This is a genomic window from Pseudomonas sp. PDM27 (assembly GCF_019219205.1).
In the GTDB taxonomy this organism is placed as follows: Bacteria; Pseudomonadota; Gammaproteobacteria; order Pseudomonadales; family Pseudomonadaceae; genus Aquipseudomonas; species Aquipseudomonas laurylsulfatiphila.
Genome location: NZ_JAHUWF010000004.1, coordinates 1 through 17993 on the forward strand (window position 1 = coordinate 1; position 17993 = coordinate 17993).

Here is a 17993-nt window from a genome sequence, read left to right on the forward strand (position 1 = left end):
GACCATAGAGCGTTGGAACCACCTGATCCCATCCCGAACTCAGAAGTGAAACGATGCATCGCCGATGGTAGTGTGGGGTTTCCCCATGTGAGAGTAGGTCATCGTCAAGATTAAATTCCGAAACCCCTATCTGCGTATGCAGGTAGGGGTTTTGTTTTTTCGCCTCCGTACACCTCAAACGCTGTTCCCTGTAGGAGCGAGCTTGCTCCGGGCGGCGTTCCGACGAAGAACTTCAGGGCACCGCGTTACCCCAGACAACCCGCGTCATCGTTGATGACCTTCGCGAGCGAGCTCGCTCCTACAAATGCTAAAGTCGTCCCTCGAATTTGCATTTTCCAAGGAAGCCTTATGCCGGACGCCACGTCCCTCAGTGCTGGATTCATGGTGGTTCACGGCAATCGCCTGGACGAGTTGCGCAGCCTGGTGGTCAGCTGGATGCGGCGCTACCCGCTGGCTCCCCTGGAGAATGAAATCGCGTTGGTGCAAAGCAATGGCATTGCCCAATGGCTGAAGCTGGCACTGGCGGAAGATGCCGAAGAAGACGACATGGGCGGCTGCGGCATCGCCGCCGCCATCGACGTGCAGTTGCCCGGCAGTTTCATGTGGCAGCTCTATCGCATGGTCCTTGGGCGCGATGAAATTCCGGCCAAGTCCCTGCTCGATAAAGCCCCGCTGACCTGGCGATTGATGCGCCTGCTGCCGCAGTTGATCAACCAGCCACACTTCGAGCCGCTGCAGCGCTTCCTGACCCATGACACCGATCTGCGCAAACGCTACCAATTGGCTGAGCGTCTGGCGGACCTGTTCGACCAGTACCAGGTCTATCGGGCTGACTGGCTTGAAGACTGGGCAGAAGGTCGACATCAAACAAGAAGCGCCAGGGGCGAGGCCAAAGCCCTGACGCCCGCCAACTGCTGGCAGGCAGAGTTATGGCGCGCACTCTTGCTGGATGTCGGAGAGCAAGGCATGGCGCAAAGCCGTGCCGGGGTCCATCAGCGATTCGCCGAGCGCATCAACAACCTCGAAACAGCTCCCCAGGGATTGCCCTCGCGAGTGATCGTTTTCGGGATTTCTTCGCTGCCTGCCCAAGCCCTGGAAGCACTGGCGGGGCTGGCCCGATTCAGCCAGGTCCTGCTGTGCGTACATAACCCGTGTCGCCACCATTGGGCGGACATCGTCGCCGATAAAGACCTGTTGCGTCATCAATACAAGCGTCAGGCCCGCAAGAGCGGCATGCCGGTAGTGATCGATCCGCAAACCCTGCACCAGCATGCTCACCCGCTGCTGGCTGCCTGGGGTAAACAGGGGCGGGACTACATCAACCTGCTCGACAGTTACGACGATCCCAACAGCTATCGCTCGGCATTCCGTGACGGGCGCATCGACCTGTTCAGTGACGGTCAGCCGCTGAATGTGCTCAACCAGTTGCAGGATGACATCCTTGAATTGCGTCCCCTCAACGAGACTCGGGAGCGCTGGCCGGCCATCGATCTGCACACGGACGAATCGATCCGTTTTCACATTGCCCACAGCGCCCAGCGAGAAGTCGAGATTCTCCACGATCAACTGCTCGCGCGCTTCAGTGCCGATCCGACATTACGCCCTCGGGACATCATCGTCATGGTCCCGGACATCGACAGCTACGCCCCGCACATTCGTGCCGTGTTTGGCCAGCTCGACCGTCAGGACCCGCGCTTCATTCCGTTCACGCTGGCTGACCAGGGCCAGCGTGGTCGCGATCCACTGCTGATTGCGGTCGAGCACCTGCTCAAGCTGCCGGACAGCCGATTCCCCGTCAGTGAAATTCTCGATCTGCTGGACGTCCCGGCACTGCGCGCCCGCTTTGGTGTCGAGGAGCGTGACCTGCCGACGTTGCACCGCTGGATCGAAGGTGCCGGCATTCGCTGGGGCATGAATGCCGAGCAACGTGCCGGACTCGGGCTGCCCAATGAGCTGGAGCAAAACAGCTGGCGTTTCGGCTTGCGACGGATGTTGCTCGGTTATGCCGTTGGCTGCGCCGATGCCTATGAGGGCATCGAACCCTACGACGAAATCGGTGGTCTGGACGCTGCGCTCATAGGTCCGCTGGTGGCTCTGCTGGACGCGCTGGATGTGGCTCACCACGAACTCTCTCAGCCTGCACAGCCGCGCCAATGGGGTTTGCGCTTGCAGGCGTTGGTGCAGTTGTTCTTCCTCGCCAGCAACGAACACGATGACTACTTGCTGGCCCAGCTCGAAGAGCTGCGCGAGACCTGGCTCGAGACCTGCGAGTCCGTCGGCTTGCAGGACGAGTTGCCGCTGACGGTCGTCCGTGAAGCCTGGCTTGCAGGCCTGGATCAGGGCCGCTTGTCCCAACGCTTCCTGGCCGGTGCGGTGAACTTCTGCACCTTGATGCCCATGCGTGCTATCCCGTTCAAACTGGTCTGTCTGCTGGGCATGAATGACGGCGATTATCCGCGTGCGCAACCGCCGCTGGATTTCGATCTGATGGGCAGTGATTACCGGCCAGGCGATCGCTCCCGACGCGAAGATGACCGTTACCTGCTACTGGAAGCCTTGCTGTCGGCGCGTGATCAGCTCTACATCAGTTGGGTGGGCCGCAGCATCCGCGACAACAGCGAGAGGCCGGCGTCGGTATTGATCGGCCAGTTGCGTGACCATCTGGCCAGCGGTTGGCGACTGGCACAGAGTGGCGAGGACCTGCTTGAAGCCATGACCCGGGAACACCCCTTGCAACCTTTCAGCGCCCGCTACTTTCACGCAGGGGATGAGTCGTTCAGCTATGCCACCGAATGGCAGGTCCTTCATCAAACGGCAGAGCAACAGGCGAGCGCCGAAGTGCTCGGGCCTCACGTTCAGGACGAACCCCTCAGCCTCGGTCAACTGCAGGATTTCCTGCGCAATCCGGTACGGCACTTTTTCAGCCAGCGACTGAAAGTCTTCTTCGAGGCGGCCGAAGTGCCGCTGGCCGATGAAGAGCCTTTTGTCCTGGATGCGTTGCAGCGTTACAGCCTCAGCGACCGTTTGCTCGAAGCGGCGCTGGCAGATCCGGGAAATACCGGACAGGCACTGGAGGATCAGGCCAAACGCCTGCAAAACAGCGGGCTGCTGCCCATGGCCGGTTTCGGTGAATGCCTGCAACGTGAATTGATCGAACCATTGCCCGACTTGCTGCAACGCCACCAACAGCTCCTGGCTTTGTGGCCGACACCCCTCAGCAGTGCGTTGCCCGTCAATCTTGAACTGCAAGGCCTGCACATCGAGGGCTGGCTCAGTGGCCTGCATCAACGCGCTGATGGTGGTTTGCTGTCTGTCACGACGATCCCCAACAGCATCGGCTCGATCAAATCGCGCAAATGGCATCGACTGACGCGCCCGTGGCTCACGCATCTGGTGGCCTGTGCCAGTGGCATGGCGTTGACCACCGCACTGGTGGCCAGCGACGACAGCCTGTTGCTCGCACCGATGGACGAGTCCACGGCGCGGAAAATTCTCGGCGATCTGCTGATGGCCTGGCAGTCGGGTATGCGCCAACCTCTGCCGATCGCGGTCAAGACCGCCTTCGCGTGGCTGGGGCAAACCGCCCCGGACAAAGCCGCGGCCGCTGCGCGCAAGGCCTATGAAGGCGACGGGCAGACGACGGACGGAGAGCGACGCGAAAGTCCGGCACTCGCACGCCAATTCGCCGATTACGATGCCCTGAGCGCCGATGAAACCTTCCCAGACTGGTGTGATGCGCTCTATCGCCCGCTGCTTGAAGCACCCTGGCGTTCACTGTCCAGCGAGGAGTCGCGTTGATGAGTACGAAGACACCGCTGGCCCTGGCGTTCCCACTGCGTGGCAGTCAACTGATCGAAGCCAGCGCCGGGACCGGCAAGACTTTCACCATTTCCGCGTTGTACCTGCGCCTGGTGCTTGGCAATGGCGGCGAAGACAGTGGCTTCGGACGTGAGCTCTTGCCGCCGCAAATCCTCGTCGTGACCTTTACCGACGCCGCCACCAAAGAGTTGCGCGAACGCATTCGCACGCGGCTCGCCGAGGCCGCACGCTTTTTCCGCGATGAAACGCCGGCCCCCGACAGCCTGATTGCCGAGCTGCGTGACCAGTACTTGCCCGAGCAATGGCCCGGGTGCGCAAACCGCCTGGATATCGCCGCCCAATGGATGGACGAGGCAGCGGTGTCGACTATCCACAGTTGGTGCCAGCGCATGTTGCGCGAGCACGCCTTCGACAGCGGCAGCCTGTTTACCCAGACCCTGGAAACCGACCACAGCGACTTGCTGGGGGAAGTCCTGCGCGATTACTGGCGGCTGTTCTGCTACCCGATGCAAGGTGATGCGCTGAATTGGGTGCGCAGCAATTGGGGCGGTCCGGCGGCGCTGCTGCTGCGGATTCGTGCGCTGTTCGCCAGTGAGCGCGATTCGCTTCAAGGGAAAGAGCCCGCCGAGATAATTTCGCAATGCTTGCAAGAGCGACGGGCTGCCCTGGTCGAACTCAAGAAGCCCTGGCCGCAGTGGGCGGACGAGCTGCTTGCAATCTGTCACCAGGGTGTCGCGAGCAAGAGCGTCGACGGTCGCAAGATGCAGGCACGCTATTTCGAGCCATGGTTTGAAAAAATCAAAGCCTGGGCCGAGGACGAATCCCTCGAGCAACTGGATATCGGCACCGGTTTCACGCGACTGACCCCGGATGGCATGGCCGAAGCCTGGAAGGGCGAAGCGCCTCGACATCCAGGGCTCGATGCCATGGCCGGTCTCAAGGCCTGTCTCGACGGGTTGCCCACGCCCGATGCCGCCGTGCTGCAACATGCCGCCCGCTGGGTCGGGGCGCGATTCGAGGAAGAGAAACGCCGTCGTGCGGAAATGGGCTTCGATGACATGTTGCTGCGCCTTGATGCGGCCTTGCATTCCGATGGCGGCGAGCGCCTGGCCACCCTGATTCGTGAACAGTTTCCGGTCGCCCTGATCGATGAGTTCCAGGACACCGACCCGGTGCAATACCGGATCTTCGAGAGCATCTACCGGATTGAGGAGAACAGCCCCGAGTGCGGCCTGTTCCTGATCGGCGACCCGAAACAGGCTATCTACGCGTTTCGCGGTGCCGACATCCATACCTACCTGCGCGCCCGTCAGGCCACTACCGGCCGCCTGCACACCCTGGGCACCAACTTCCGCTCAAGCCATGGCATGGTCAACGCGGTGAACCATGTGTTCGAGCGTGCCGAAGCCCGGGAGTCGGGACGGGGCGCATTCCTCTTTCGGGAACCGAATGGCAATAACCCGGTTCCGTTCATGCCGGTGGCCTCCCAGGGCCGCAAAGAAGTCCTGCATATCAATAATCAGCCTGTTCCGGCCTTGAACATCTGGCACTTGTCGGCCGAACAACCGTTGTCCGGCGCGGTGTACCGGCAACATCTGGCGGCGGCCTGCGCCAGTGAAATCACGGCATTGCTCAATGGCGGGCAGCAGGGGCAAGCGGGGTTCACCCAGGACGGCAAAGCCTTCAGGGGCCTGCTGCCGGCGGACATCGCCATCCTGGTACGCGATGGCAAGGAAGCGCAGGCGGTGCGTGGCGAATTGGCTGCGCGGGGCGTGCGCAGTGTTTACCTGTCGGACAAGGACTCGGTGTTCGCCGCCCAGGAGGCGCACGACGTGCTGACCTGGCTCAAGGCCTGCGCCGAGCCGGATGTCGAACGCCCGCTACGGGCCGCGTTGGCCAGCATCACCTTGAACCTTTCATTGACCGAGCTGGAGCGGCTGAATCAGGACGAGTTGGCCTGGGAATCCCGGGTCATGCAGTTCCGTGGCTATCGCGAAGTCTGGCGCAAGCAGGGCGTGCTGCCGATGCTGCGTCGTTTGCTGCACGACTTCCGCCTGCCCCAGGAGTTGATCGCACGCAGTGACGGCGAGCGGGTCTTGACGAACCTCCTGCACCTGTCCGAATTGCTGCAACAGGCAGCCGCCGAACTCGATGGCGAACAAGCGCTGATCCGGCATTTGTCCGAGCATCTGGCGTTGTCCGGTCAGGCAGGCGAGGAGCAGATCCTGCGTCTGGAAAGTGATGAGCAACTGGTCAAGGTCGTGACCATCCACAAGTCCAAAGGCCTTGAATACCCCTTGGTGTTCCTGCCGTTCATTTGCTCGGCGAAGCCCGTGGACGGCAGTCGCCTGCCGTTGCACTACCACGATGAATCAGGCAATGCCCAGGTCACTTTGAAGCCAACGGCAGAATTGATTGCCCTGGCCGACGATGAGCGTCTGGCCGAGGATCTGCGCTTGCTCTATGTCGCCCTGACCCGGGCGCAACACGCCTGCTGGCTGGGGGTGGCTGACCTCAAGCGCGGCAACAACAATGGTTCGGTGCTGCATCTGTCGGCCTTGGGTTATCTGTTGGGGGGCGGTGCGCCATTGGCCGACTCCCCGGCGTTGCAGCAGTGGTTGCGCGCCCTGCAACAGGACTGTCCGGCGCTGGCGTATGCCCAGATGCCTGATGCGACAACAGAGCATTACCAGCCACCGCAAAACGACGCGGCGCTGCTGGCTCCGCTGATCCCGAAACGCAAGGCCAGTGAAAACTGGTGGATCGCCTCTTACAGCGCATTGCGCATTGGCGACACCCTGAGTGTCGGCACGGACGAGGCGCCGGAGAGTCCGCAGGCGCAAAAACTGTTCGATGACGAACGTCTCGACCCGCAGGCTCCCAGGGAAGTGGTGGCCAGTGGCGGCGATATCCATCGCTTCCCGCGCGGCCCGAACCCCGGCACCTTCCTCCATGGTCTGCTCGAATGGGCGGGGGGCGAGGGGTTTGCCGCGGCACCCCAGGAGGTGATCGACGCCATTGCCCGTCGCTGCAATCGCCGAGGCTGGGAGGGCTGGATCACCACGCTGAGTGACTGGCTGCAGCATCTGCTCAAGTCGCCGTTGCAACTGGGTGCCGATCAGGCGCCGGTGATATTCGGGCAGTTGACGCAATACCAGGTCGAGATGGAATTCTGGTTCGCCAGCCACAAGGTCGATGTGCTCAAGCTCGATGCGCTGGTGTGTCAGTACACTCATGACGGTGTGGCCCGGGTGGCCGCCGAACCGGTGCTGCTCAACGGCATGTTCAAGGGCTTCATCGACCTGACGTTCGAGCACAACGGCCGCTATTACGTTGCCGACTACAAATCCAACTGGCTTGGCGCCGATGATGCGGCCTACACCTTGCCGGCCATGGAGCAGTCGATTCTCGACAACCGCTATGACCTGCAATACGTGTTGTACCTGTTGGCCCTGCATCGCCAGCTCAAGGCGCGGCTCGCCGATTACGACTACGACCGGCATGTCGGCGGTGCGTTGTACCTGTTCCTGCGGGGTACGCGTGCGGCCAGCCAGGGTGTGTTTTTCACCCGTCCGCCAAGAGAACTGATCGAGCGTCTGGACAGGCTGTTCCAGGGCAAGCCAGAGCCCAAGGCCGAGCCCGCCTGGGAACAGGGAGTACTGTTATGAGTCGTACCTTCACCGATTTGCTGCCCACCTCGCTGGCAGTCGAAAGCCTGGCCGATCTGGCGCCGCTGAGTCGTGCCGACGACTTGCTGTTGCTGCTCACGCGCTGGGTCGAGCGTGGCTGGCTGCGCGCACTGGACAAAGCCTTTGTGGCGTTTCTGCATGAGCTGGCGCCGGAGGATGATCCGTTGGTCTTGCTGGCCGCCGCGTTGACCAGCCACCAGTTGGGCCACGGGCATGTCTGCCTCGACCTGTTCGAGACGCTGAAAGAACCGGACTTCGCCCTGTCATTACCGCCCGAAGGTGACGTCCAAGGCGGCGCCATGCTGTTGCCGTCGCAATTGCTCGGAGCGCTGGACGGTGCTCATTGGTGCAAGGTGCTGGCCGCCAGCAACCTGGTCGCCCTGGCCGCTGACAGCCGTGACAACGTGCGTGACCGACCTTTGGTGTTATCGGGCAAACGCCTGTACCTGCGCCGCTATTGGGCCTACGAGCGGCGGATCGACCTTTCGCTGCGCGAGCGCCTGACGGAGCACGAGTCCACGCCGAACGACCTGCTCCGGCGCCTCACCGGTTTGTTCGGGCCTGCCCGGCCGGGTGAAGTGATCGACTGGCAGAAGCTGGCCTGTGCCCTGGCGACCCGCAGCGCCTTCAGCATCGTGACGGGGGGGCCGGGCACCGGCAAGACCACCACCGTCGTGCGCTTGTTGGCGTTGCTCCAGGCGCCGGCGGTCGAGGCCGGCATGCCTTTGCGCATCCGCCTCGCCGCACCGACCGGCAAGGCCGCGGCGCGTCTGACAGAGTCCATCAGCCAGCAAGTCCGGACCTTGAAAGTCAGCGAAGCCATACGCGAGAAGATCCCGTCCGATGTCACCACCGTTCACCGTCTGCTGGGCAGTCGGCCCGGGACACGTCATTTCCGGCACCACGGGGGCAATCGCCTGCCGCTGGATGTGCTGGTGGTGGACGAGGCCTCGATGATCGACCTGGAAATGATGGCCAATCTGCTCGACGCCTTGCCGGCCCATGCGCGCCTCGTGCTGTTGGGGGACAAGGACCAGCTGGCTTCGGTAGAAGCCGGTGCGGTACTGGGGGATCTGTGTCGCGACGCGGAGGCTGGCTGGTACAGCCCGCAGACACGCCAGTGGCTGGAAGCCGTCAGTGGCGAAAGCCTGCAGGCCGGCGGATTGCAGGAGGATACGCAGGGCGCTCATCCACTGGCCCAACAGGTGGTGATGCTGCGCCACTCCCGGCGATTCGGTGAGGGCAGCGGTATTGGTCAGCTCGCTCGTTGGGTCAACCAGCAGCAACCGGAAGAGGCCCGCAAGTTGTTGTCTGCGCGAAGCCATGACGATGTGTATGGCTTGTCCCTCAAGGGTGAGCAGGACCGGGCGCTGGAGCGTTTGCTGCTCGAAGGCCATGGTGAGGGCCCGCAGGGTTATCGGCATTACCTGACCTTACTGCGCAAACAGCGGCCGCCACTCGACAGCCCGCTGGAAGATTCACGCTGGACCGACTGGGCCCGAGAGGTGTTGCAAGCCTTCGACGCGTTCCAGCTGTTATGCGCCGTGCGCAAGGGGCCGTGGGGCGTGGAGGGCTTGAACCAGCGAGTGACGGAGGCGTTGCTCAGGGCTCGCCTGATCGACAGCGACCAGCAGTGGTACGAAGGTCGCCCCGTGCTGATGACCCGCAACGATTACGGGCTGGGTTTGATGAACGGCGATATTGGCATCGCTCTCAAGCTCCCGGAGCAGGAGGGCCACGGAAAACAGGTTTTGCGTGTGGCGTTCCCACGAAATGACGGTCAGGGCGGCGTGCGATTTGTCCTGCCAAGCCGCCTGAATGATGTCGAAACCGTATACGCCATGACCGTGCATAAATCCCAGGGCTCGGAGTTCGCGCACACCGCGTTGATTCTTCCCGACGCCTTGAATCCGGTCCTCACCAAGGAATTGATCTACACCGGGATTACCCGGGCCAAGGACTGGTTCACCCTGATCGAATCGCGGGCAGGCGTGTTTGAAGAGGCGGTGAAACGCCGGGTCAAGCGCTTGAGCGGGCTGATGCTGGAGCTGAAGGACGACAGCGAGCGGACAGACTGAAAGGTCAGTGAGCGATTGTAGGAAATTGTCCGAAGCAGCGTAGTACGTGGCCTCGCTGGCATTTCCTCGCTGTGCTATCGTTGCGGCATCATTTCGCTTCGGTCCAAGAGTATCCCTGCATGAAGGTGGCTGTCAGGACGACAGAGCGCGTCATTGGCTGTAAGAAAGCGCTGCTTGCCATCCTTCTTTGTCTGCTGGCCAGCGTCGCTTTTGCTCAATCGCAGCCCCCGGTGGGCATGGCGGACCAACGCGCCAAAGCGGTTACCCAGGTGGTCCTCGGCATCCTCAGCTATGCCCGCTGGCCCGTTGAGCCTTTGCTGCTGCGCCTGTGTCTGGTCGGCCCTACCGAATACACCGACGACCTGGTCAAAGGCACGACCCAGGCGACCGGTCGACCTGTCGCGGTGCAACGCTTGCTGGCCGACAACCCCGCGATTGTCAGTGACTGCGATGCGGTTTACATCGGCAAGCTGACTGGCGAAGAACGCAGCCGATTGTTTGCCGCGTTGATCGGGCATCCGGTGCTGAGCATTAGCGAGAGTGACGAGCAGTGCTCGGTCGGCAGCCTGTTTTGCTTGCGGGTCAGCGACGAGCAGGTGTCGTTCGAGGTCAATCTCGACTCCGTCGCTCGCAGCGGTGTACGCATCCATCCGAGCGTGCTGCAACTTTCCCGCCGCAAGCCGGCGGCGCCATGAAGTTACTGACTCCGGGCAGTCGCCCGACTTTGCATTCGGTCATCGGTCGCGGCAACTTGCTCGTCGCGCTGGTGGGCGTCGCCATGGCCAGTGTTTCGCTGACGTTGCTCGGCGTGCTGGCCTTGCGTGTGTACGCGGATCACAACCTGCACCTGATCGCACGCTCGATCACCTACACCGTGGAAGCCGCGGTGGTGTTCAACGACAAGCCTGCTGCCACCGAGGCGCTGGCGTTGATTGTGTCCACCGAAGAAGTGGCCGACGCCCAGGTGTTCGACCAGCGGGGGCAGTTGCTGGCCCGTTGGCAACGACCGGAAACCGACTGGGTATCTGATCTCGAACGGCACATCGCCAAAGCGTTTCTCGAAGAACCGATGAGCATGCCGATCCTCCATCAAGGACGGGAAGTCGGCAGCATCAGGCTCACCGGGCACGGCGGCAACCTGATGCGCTTTTTGCTCAGCGGCCTGGTGGGCATCCTCTTGTGCACGGCCGTCAGTGCCTGGGTTGCGCTCTTTCTGGCGCGCCGACAACTTCGCGGGATCATCAAGCCCCTGCGCAACCTGGCCACCGTCGCCCACGCCGCGCGCAGTGACCGGGCCTTCGACAAGCGCGTGCCGCCCGCCGACATTGCCGAGCTCGATGATTTCGGCAACGACTTCAATGCCCTGCTCGATGAGCTCGAAGCCTGGCAATCGCACCTGCAAAGCGAAAACGAATCCCTGGCGCATCAGGCCAGTCACGACAGCCTCACCGGATTGCCCAACCGGGCATTTTTCGAAGGTCGCCTGATGCGCGCGCTGCGCAACGCCAACAAGCTCGGCGAGCGAGTGGCGGTGTTGTTTCTCGACAGCGATCGCTTCAAGGAAATCAACGACAGTTTCGGCCATGCGGCGGGGGATGCGGTGTTGGTGGCCGTGGCCAACCGGGTTCGCGCGCAACTGCGGGAAGGGGACCTGGTGGCGCGCTTGGGTGGCGATGAGTTTGCCGTGCTGCTGACACCGCTGCACAAGACCGCAGACGCCGAACGAATTGCCGACAAGATCCTGGCCAGCATGGACATGCCGATTCCATTGCCGGGCAGTACCCAGGTGTTGACCTCACTCAGTATCGGCGTCGCGGTGTACCCGGATCATGGCGCAACGCCGGGTGCCCTGCTCAACGCCGCCGATGGTGCGATGTACCAGGCCAAGCGCCTGTCCCGAGGCGCACAGTACACGGCAGGGTCGGAGCACCCTGCCGCCGATGTTCAAAACAGGAGCTGACTTCCGTGTTCACTTTCAACCCGCGTTCCCTGCGTTTTTTCACCATGACTTTGCTCGTGGCCTTGCTGAGCCTGACCGGTTGCCAGACCGCCCCGCCAAAAGGCCTGACCCCGGCGCAGATCGCCGTGCTGAAACAGCAGGGTTTCGAGCTGACCGACGATGGCTGGGCCTTCGGGTTGTCCGGCAAGGTGTTGTTCGGCAGCGACGATGACAGCCTGAACCAGCAGAGCACCGAGATCGTCGAGCGCATCGGCAAGGCACTGCTCGGAGTGGGGATCGAACGAGTGCGGGTCGATGGTCACACCGATGCATCGGGCAAAGAGGCCTACAACGAGCAACTGTCCGTGCGCCGGGCGAAAAGCGTGGCCAGGGTGCTCAACACGGTCGGCATGAAGCCGGAAAATATCCAGTTGCGCGGCCTGGGCAGCAGCGTACCGGTGGCCACCAACAGCACCTCCAGTGGCCGCACGGAGAATCGCCGGGTCGCCATCGTCGTCAGCTCCGACTAATCGGCGAGCGGCTCTTGGTGAGCTGGATAGGCGGACTCGCTAGCCTCCCTCATGCAAGCCAAGGGCGTCCCTATCGTTCACGTTCAAGCTGTACCCACTGTGGCCGCAACGGCTACAGCCTGGTGTGGACACGAAAAGTTCGCTCACACGCTGTTTATTGCTTGTAGGGCGTAAGAGCTACCCCTTATAAGAGCAACTTTTCACTCTCGAAATAAAGGGGTACAAGCATGAGCGACGCCTGGAACGAAGGGTATTTTACGGACGAGGGCTACACCTACAGCTACAGCCGGGAAATCAATCCAGTCTTCCAGCGCTATTGCTTGTTGTTGCGCGGTTTTGCCAGTCTTGAGACGACCGACGGCTATCACTGCGAATTGGGATTTGGCCAGGGTGTCTCGATCAATATCCATGCCGCCGCCAACCCAGGGGCCTACATAGGCACGGATTTCCACCCGGGCCAGGCAGCCCATGCCAATGCACTGGCGACTGCCTGGAACAGCGATGCGCGGCTGTATGACGACAGCTTCGAGCAACTGCTCGCCCGCGACGACTTGCCACAATTCGACAGCATCAGCCTGCATGGCATCTGGACCTGGGTCAGCCGCGACAACCAGAAACTGATCGTCGAGTTCGCCCGTCGTCACCTCAAGCCCGGTGGCCTGCTGTACATCAGCTACAACTGCTTCCCCGGCTGGTCGCCGTCGGCGCCCTTGCGTCATCTGTTCAGGCTGCACGACCGCTTCGCCACGCACACCTCCGTTCGCCCGGACCAGCGTATCGAGGCCGCACTGCAATTCTCCGAAACGCTGCTGGCGGCCAATCCCAACTACGCCAGCGCGGTACCGAACCTGGACGACAAGCTCCAAGGCATCAAAGGCCAGGATCGTCAGTACGTCGCCCATGAATACTTCAACCGCGACTGGAACTGCATGTATTTCACCGACGTGGTCGATGCCCTGGCCCCTGCCAAACTCGACTACGCCACGACGGCCGTCCCGCTGGACTCGGTGGACCCGCTCAACTTGAGCGCAGAAGGCATGGACTTCCTGGAAGGAATCGAGCACCCGGTCATGCGTGAACAAGCGCGCGACTACTTCGTCAACCAGCAATTCCGTCGAGATCTGTACGTGCGCGGCGCCAGCCGACTGTCTGCCGCTGAACAGCGCCAGGGTATGTACAACACGCGTTTTGTCCTGCTGCAGGCGGCAGAAAGCATATCTGACACCGTCAGGGGGCCTGCCGGCGAAGCGACGCTGCAGGCAGAGGTCTATGGCCCTGTACTCGAAGCGCTGACGGCCAACGCCTATGCACCGAAAACGTTGCGCCAGTTGGCCGTGGCCGTGCCCTCGATGCCTTATGACGATCTGGTGCAGGCCATCACCGTATTGATCGGGATGGGCGCTGCAGCACCGTGCCAGAGCGAAGTGGCCGAGAAACTGGTGCAGGCGCGCTGCAACACCCTCAATCTGCAGCTTTGCAAACGTGCGTTGCTCAGTAACAAAATCCAGGTCCTGGCCAGTCCGGTAACGGGCGGCGGCGTGCCGGTCAGCCGCTTCCAGCTGCTGTTCCTGATATCCATCAAGCAAGGCAGAAAACATCCGGCTGAATGGGCACAGCTGGCGTGGGGCGTTCTCGCTGAACAAGGCGAAGTCCTCATCAAGGACAATCAGCCGTTGACCACGGCTGAAGAGAATATCGCCGAACTGACTGAACAGGCCGAAGCGTTTGCCGAGCAATCGCTGGTGGTTCTCAAGGCGTTGAACATCATTTGACCGACAGAGGGGGGTGCAGGCACCCCCATCATGGGAGCCCTCGCGTGGGCTTTAACCTGCTGACCTCATTACGGTGCCGCTACCTGATTCCTTCAGATTTTCAGTCGGCAAACAACATCTCCCGGCTTTCGCCCATCAACAGGCCCTGATTCTGCTCGGTGACCTGGCGGATGTAATCCCACAACAGGGTGATCCGCTTGAGCTTGCGCAGGTCCTCCCGGCAGTACATCCAGAACTGTCGGGTGATGTTGATTTCCTGCGGCAACACCGGCAGCAGGCGCGGGTCTTGCGTGGCGAGGAAGCACGGCAGGATCGCCAGCGAGCGTCCTTGTTGCGCCGCCACGAACTGCGCGATCACGCTGGTGCTGCGCAGGTTGGCGCTGGCACCGGGCAATACGTTGGCCAGGTACAACAGCTCCGAGCTGAACGCCAGGTCGTCGACGTAACTGATAAACGAATGTTTCGCCAGGTCTGCCGGGCGGCGGATGGCCGGGTGGTTGTCGAGATAATCCTGGGTCGCGTACAGCTGCAACCGGTAGTCGCACAGTTTGCAGCAGACGTACGGGCCATGCTCCGGACGCTCCAGGGCGATGACGATGTCGGCCTCGCGCTTGGACAGGCTGATGAAGTGCGGCAGCGGCAGGATGTCCACCGAGATCGCCGGGTAGGTGTCGACGAAGTGGCTCAACTGCGGCGTGATGAAAAAGCTGCCGAAGCCTTCGGTGCAGCCCATGCGCACATGACCGGACAGCGCCACGCCGGACCCGGAAACCTGCTCGCACGCCATGTGCAAGGTGCTTTCGATCGATTCGGCATACCCCATCAACCGCTGGCCTTCGGCAGTCAGGACAAAGCCGTTGGTCCGGGACTTCTCGAACAGCAAGGTGCCCAGCGCCGTTTCCAGCGAACTGATACGCCGCGACACCGTGGTGTAGTCCACCGCCAGACGCTTGGCCGCGGTGCTGGCCTTGCGGGTGCGGGCGACCTCGAGGAAAAACTTGAGGTCATCCCAGTTCAACGAGCCGAGGGAGGTGATGTTTTTTTGCATGTTGGACCGGTTTTTATGTGCGTTCTTATCAGAAGTTTGCACATCTATACTCCAAAAACAGTCCGAGAACCAATTCGCGACAAACAGCTCATCTCAAGGCGACTCTCTCGCCTTGGCTCCCAAGATAACAACAAAGATTCGGAGACCCACATGAACGTATCGCTCACGCCTAACGAAACCACCGTGCAAAAGGTCAAACTGTTGATCGACGGCGAGTGGGTCGAATCCAAGACCACCGAATGGCACGACATCATCAACCCGGCGACCCAGCAAGTGCTGGCCAAAGTTCCGTTTGCCACCGCCGAAGAAGTCGATGCCGCCATCAGCGCCGCTCATCGTGCGTTCCAGACTTGGAAGCTGACCCCCATCGGCGCGCGGATGCGCATCATGCTCAAGCTCCAGGCGCTGATTCGCGAGCACTCCAAGCGCATCGCCGCGGTCCTGAGTGCCGAGCAGGGCAAGACCATTGCCGACGCCGAAGGCGATATTTTCCGTGGCCTGGAAGTGGTCGAGCACGCCTGCTCCATCGGCAGCCTGCAAATGGGCGAATTCGCTGAAAACGTCGCCGGTGGCGTCGACACCTACACCCTGCGCCAGCCGATCGGCGTGTGCGCGGGCATTACCCCGTTCAACTTCCCGGCGATGATTCCGCTGTGGATGTTCCCGATGGCCATCGCCTGCGGTAACACCTTCGTGCTCAAGCCGTCGGAACAGGACCCGATGTCGACCATGCTCCTGGTGGAGCTGGCGATCGAGGCGGGCATTCCGGCCGGCGTGCTCAACGTCGTGCATGGCGGCAAGGACGTGGTGGACGGACTCTGCACCCACAAGGACATCAAGGCGGTTTCCTTCGTCGGTTCGACCGCCGTCGGTACTCATGTCTATGACCTGGCCGGTAAACACGGCAAGCGCGTGCAATCGATGATGGGCGCCAAGAACCACGCCGTGGTGCTGCCGGACGCCAATCGCGAACAGGCGCTGAATGCGCTGGTGGGTGCCGGCTTCGGTGCTGCCGGTCAACGCTGCATGGCCACTTCTGTGGTGGTGCTGGTGGGTGCGGCCAAGCAATGGCTGCCGGACCTCAAGGCGCTGGCGCAGAAGCTCAAGGTCAATGCCGGCAGCGAGCCGGGCACTGATGTCGGTCCGGTGATCTCGAAAAAAGCCAAGGCGCGGATTCTCGACCTGATCGAAAGCGGCATCAAGGAAGGCGCCAAACTGGAACTGGACGGTCGCGAGATCTCGGTTCCGGGTTACGAGAAGGGCAACTTTGTCGGCCCGACCCTGTTCTCCGGCGTGACCACCGACATGCAGATCTACACCCAGGAAATCTTCGGCCCGGTGCTGGTGGTGCTGGAAGTCGCCACCCTCGACGAGGCCATCGCCCTGGTCAACGCCAACCCGTTCGGCAACGGCACGGGCCTGTTCACCCAGAGCGGTGCAGCGGCGCGCAAGTTCCAGAATGAAATCGACGTCGGCCAGGTCGGCATCAACATCCCGATTCCGGTACCGGTCCCATTCTTCAGCTTCACCGGTTCGCGCGGCTCCAAGCTCGGCGACCTCGGTCCGTACGGCAAGCAAGTGGTGCAGTTCTACACTCAGACCAAGACCGTCACCAGTCGCTGGTTCGATGACAACAGCGTCAACGACGGTGTGAACACCACGATCAACCTGCGATAAGGAGCCGGACATGAAAATCGCTTTTATCGGTCTGGGCAACATGGGCGCGCCGATGGCGCGCAACCTGATCAAGGCCGGCCATGCACTGCGCCTGGTGGACCTGAACAAGGCTGTGCTGGCGGAGCTGGAGCAATTGGGCGGCAGTATCAGTGCATCGGCCCGTGAAGCGGCAGAGGGCGCCGAACTGGTGATCACCATGCTGCCTGCCGCGGTGCATGTGCGCAGTGTGTGGCTGGGTGAAGACGGCGTGCTCGCCGGTATCGGCAAAGGCGTACCGGCCGTCGATTGCAGCACCATCGATCCGCAGACCGCACGGGACGTGGCCGCCGCCGCTGCCAAACAGGGCGTGACCATGGCCGATGCGCCGGTCTCTGGTGGTACCGGTGGTGCCGCCGCCGGCACCCTGACCTTCATGGTCGGCGCCACGCCTGAACTGTTCGCCACCCTGCAGCCGGTACTGGCGCAGATGGGCCGCAACATCGTCCATTGTGGTGAGGTCGGCACCGGGCAAATCGCTAAAATCTGCAACAACCTGCTGCTGGGGATTTCCATGGTCGGCGTCAGCGAAGCCATGGCGCTGGGTGATGCGCTGGGCATCGACACCAAGGTGCTGGCGGGCATCATCAACAGTTCCACAGGGCGTTGCTGGAGTTCGGAGATGTACAACCCGTGGCCGGGCATCGTCGAAACAGCACCGGCGTCGCGCGGCTACACCGGCGGCTTCGGGGCAGAACTGATGCTCAAGGATCTGGGGCTGGCCACTGAAGCGGCGCGTCAGGCGCACCAGCCGGTGGTGCTTGGCGCGGTGGCCCAGCAGTTGTATCAGGCGATGAGTTTGCGTGGGGAGGGTGGCAACGACTTCTCGGCGATCATCAATAGCTATCGCAAGCCGCAATAGCAAAAACTGTGGGAGCGAGCTTGCTCGCGATGAGGTCGTTACAGTCGACATTGATGGTGACTGACCCACCGCTATCGCGAGCAAGCTCGCTCCCACAGGGTACGGCGCTTACCTAAAGACTTTTGACCGGGAGATCACGTCGGGTGATCCCCGGTTTTTTTGCATCAGGCAAACACGAAATACTTGCGCACGGTCTCCACCACTTCCCAGGTGCCTTTCATCCCCGGTTCAACGACGAAAATGTCACCCGCGCGCAGGTGGATCGGCGCCATGCCTTCCGGGGTGATGATGCAGTAGCCTTCCTGGAAATGGCAGTACTCCCACTTTACGTATTCCACGTACCACTTGCCGGGCGTGCAGATCCAGGTGCCCATGATCTTGCTGCCGTCTTCACTGGTGTAAGCGTTGAGGTTGACGGTGTGCGGGTCGCCTTCGAGCTTTTCCCATTTGCAGGCGTCGAGCACGGGCAGCGGGTGGGTGTCGCGAAGAACGGTAATCGGTGCGGTCATGATGACTCCGGGCAGTGGGCTCAAGAACTGAAGT

The 17993-nt window shown here is 61.8% G+C and carries 11 protein-coding genes and 1 rRNA gene; 10 read left to right on the forward strand and 2 right to left on the reverse strand.

Annotated features, from left to right (window positions below; genetic code table 11):
- The 8 genes from rrf to KW838_RS10240 form a co-directional block, all read left to right on the forward strand.
- Positions 1 to 110, forward strand: a 5S ribosomal RNA gene (gene rrf, locus KW838_RS10205); the annotation flags it as partial.
- Positions 111 to 348: 238 nt separating this feature from the next.
- Positions 349 to 3798 carry an exodeoxyribonuclease V subunit gamma gene (recC, locus tag KW838_RS10210; RefSeq protein ID WP_218501022.1) on the forward strand — a complete coding sequence of 1150 codons (3450 nt, stop codon included), beginning with the start codon at positions 349 to 351 and terminating at the stop codon, positions 3796 to 3798.
- Positions 3798 to 7487 carry an exodeoxyribonuclease V subunit beta gene (recB, locus tag KW838_RS10215; RefSeq protein ID WP_218501023.1) on the forward strand — a complete coding sequence of 1230 codons (3690 nt, stop codon included), beginning with the start codon at positions 3798 to 3800 and terminating at the stop codon, positions 7485 to 7487. The genes recC and recB overlap by 1 nt, the downstream gene beginning before the upstream one ends.
- Entirely contained in the window at positions 7484 to 9586 is a 2103-nt protein-coding gene (gene recD / locus KW838_RS10220) for an exodeoxyribonuclease V subunit alpha (RefSeq protein WP_218501024.1), read from the forward strand. The genes recB and recD overlap by 4 nt, the downstream gene beginning before the upstream one ends.
- A gap of 119 nt (positions 9587 to 9705) precedes the next feature.
- On the forward strand, positions 9706 to 10281 hold the full coding sequence (locus tag KW838_RS10225; protein ID WP_218501025.1) for a YfiR family protein: 576 nt from the start codon (positions 9706 to 9708) through the stop codon (positions 10279 to 10281).
- A complete protein-coding gene (locus KW838_RS10230) occupies positions 10278 to 11546 on the forward strand; it encodes a diguanylate cyclase domain-containing protein (protein WP_218501026.1) in 1269 nt (422 codons plus the stop codon). The genes KW838_RS10225 and KW838_RS10230 overlap by 4 nt, the downstream gene beginning before the upstream one ends.
- 44 nt (positions 11547 to 11590) lie before the next feature.
- A complete protein-coding gene (locus KW838_RS10235) occupies positions 11591 to 12055 on the forward strand; it encodes an OmpA family protein (protein WP_102698925.1) in 465 nt (154 codons plus the stop codon).
- 227 nt (positions 12056 to 12282) lie between these two features.
- On the forward strand, positions 12283 to 13827 hold the full coding sequence (locus KW838_RS10240; protein WP_218501027.1) for a class I SAM-dependent methyltransferase: 1545 nt from the start codon (positions 12283 to 12285) through the stop codon (positions 13825 to 13827).
- 100 nt (positions 13828 to 13927) lie between these two features.
- Here the strand turns inward: KW838_RS10240 and KW838_RS10245 are convergent, their stop codons facing one another.
- Complete coding sequence (locus KW838_RS10245) at positions 13928 to 14875, reverse strand: LysR family transcriptional regulator (RefSeq protein ID WP_104450826.1); 948 nt, start codon at positions 14873 to 14875, stop codon at positions 13928 to 13930.
- 150 nt (positions 14876 to 15025) lie between these two features.
- Here KW838_RS10245 and KW838_RS10250 point away from each other — a divergent pair, with 150 nt between their 5' ends.
- Complete coding sequence (locus KW838_RS10250) at positions 15026 to 16552, forward strand: CoA-acylating methylmalonate-semialdehyde dehydrogenase (RefSeq protein ID WP_102698916.1); 1527 nt, start codon at positions 15026 to 15028, stop codon at positions 16550 to 16552.
- 10 nt (positions 16553 to 16562) lie between these two features.
- On the forward strand, positions 16563 to 17450 hold the full coding sequence (mmsB, locus tag KW838_RS10255; RefSeq protein ID WP_116583371.1) for a 3-hydroxyisobutyrate dehydrogenase: 888 nt from the start codon (positions 16563 to 16565) through the stop codon (positions 17448 to 17450).
- A gap of 164 nt (positions 17451 to 17614) precedes the next feature.
- On the opposite strand, the gene KW838_RS10260 is transcribed toward mmsB, so the two are convergent.
- Complete coding sequence (locus tag KW838_RS10260) at positions 17615 to 17959, reverse strand: cupin domain-containing protein (protein WP_046038617.1); 345 nt, start codon at positions 17957 to 17959, stop codon at positions 17615 to 17617.
- Positions 17960 to 17993 lie beyond the last annotated feature (34 nt).

Coding starts and splice junctions, on each gene's coding strand:
- recC (WP_218501022.1), top strand. CDS start 349: ATGCCGGACGCCACGTCCCTCAGTGCTGGATTCATGGTGGTTCACGGC.
- recB (WP_218501023.1), top strand. CDS start 3,798: ATGAGTACGAAGACACCGCTGGCCCTGGCGTTCCCACTGCGTGGCAGT.
- recD (WP_218501024.1), top strand. CDS start 7,484: ATGAGTCGTACCTTCACCGATTTGCTGCCCACCTCGCTGGCAGTCGAA.
- KW838_RS10225 (WP_218501025.1), top strand. CDS start 9,706: ATGAAGGTGGCTGTCAGGACGACAGAGCGCGTCATTGGCTGTAAGAAA.
- KW838_RS10230 (WP_218501026.1), top strand. CDS start 10,278: ATGAAGTTACTGACTCCGGGCAGTCGCCCGACTTTGCATTCGGTCATC.
- KW838_RS10235 (WP_102698925.1), top strand. CDS start 11,591: ATGACTTTGCTCGTGGCCTTGCTGAGCCTGACCGGTTGCCAGACCGCC.
- KW838_RS10240 (WP_218501027.1), top strand. CDS start 12,283: ATGAGCGACGCCTGGAACGAAGGGTATTTTACGGACGAGGGCTACACC.
- KW838_RS10245 (WP_104450826.1), bottom strand. CDS start 14,875: ATGCAAAAAAACATCACCTCCCTCGGCTCGTTGAACTGGGATGACCTC.
- KW838_RS10250 (WP_102698916.1), top strand. CDS start 15,026: ATGAACGTATCGCTCACGCCTAACGAAACCACCGTGCAAAAGGTCAAA.
- mmsB (WP_116583371.1), top strand. CDS start 16,563: ATGAAAATCGCTTTTATCGGTCTGGGCAACATGGGCGCGCCGATGGCG.
- KW838_RS10260 (WP_046038617.1), bottom strand. CDS start 17,959: ATGACCGCACCGATTACCGTTCTTCGCGACACCCACCCGCTGCCCGTG.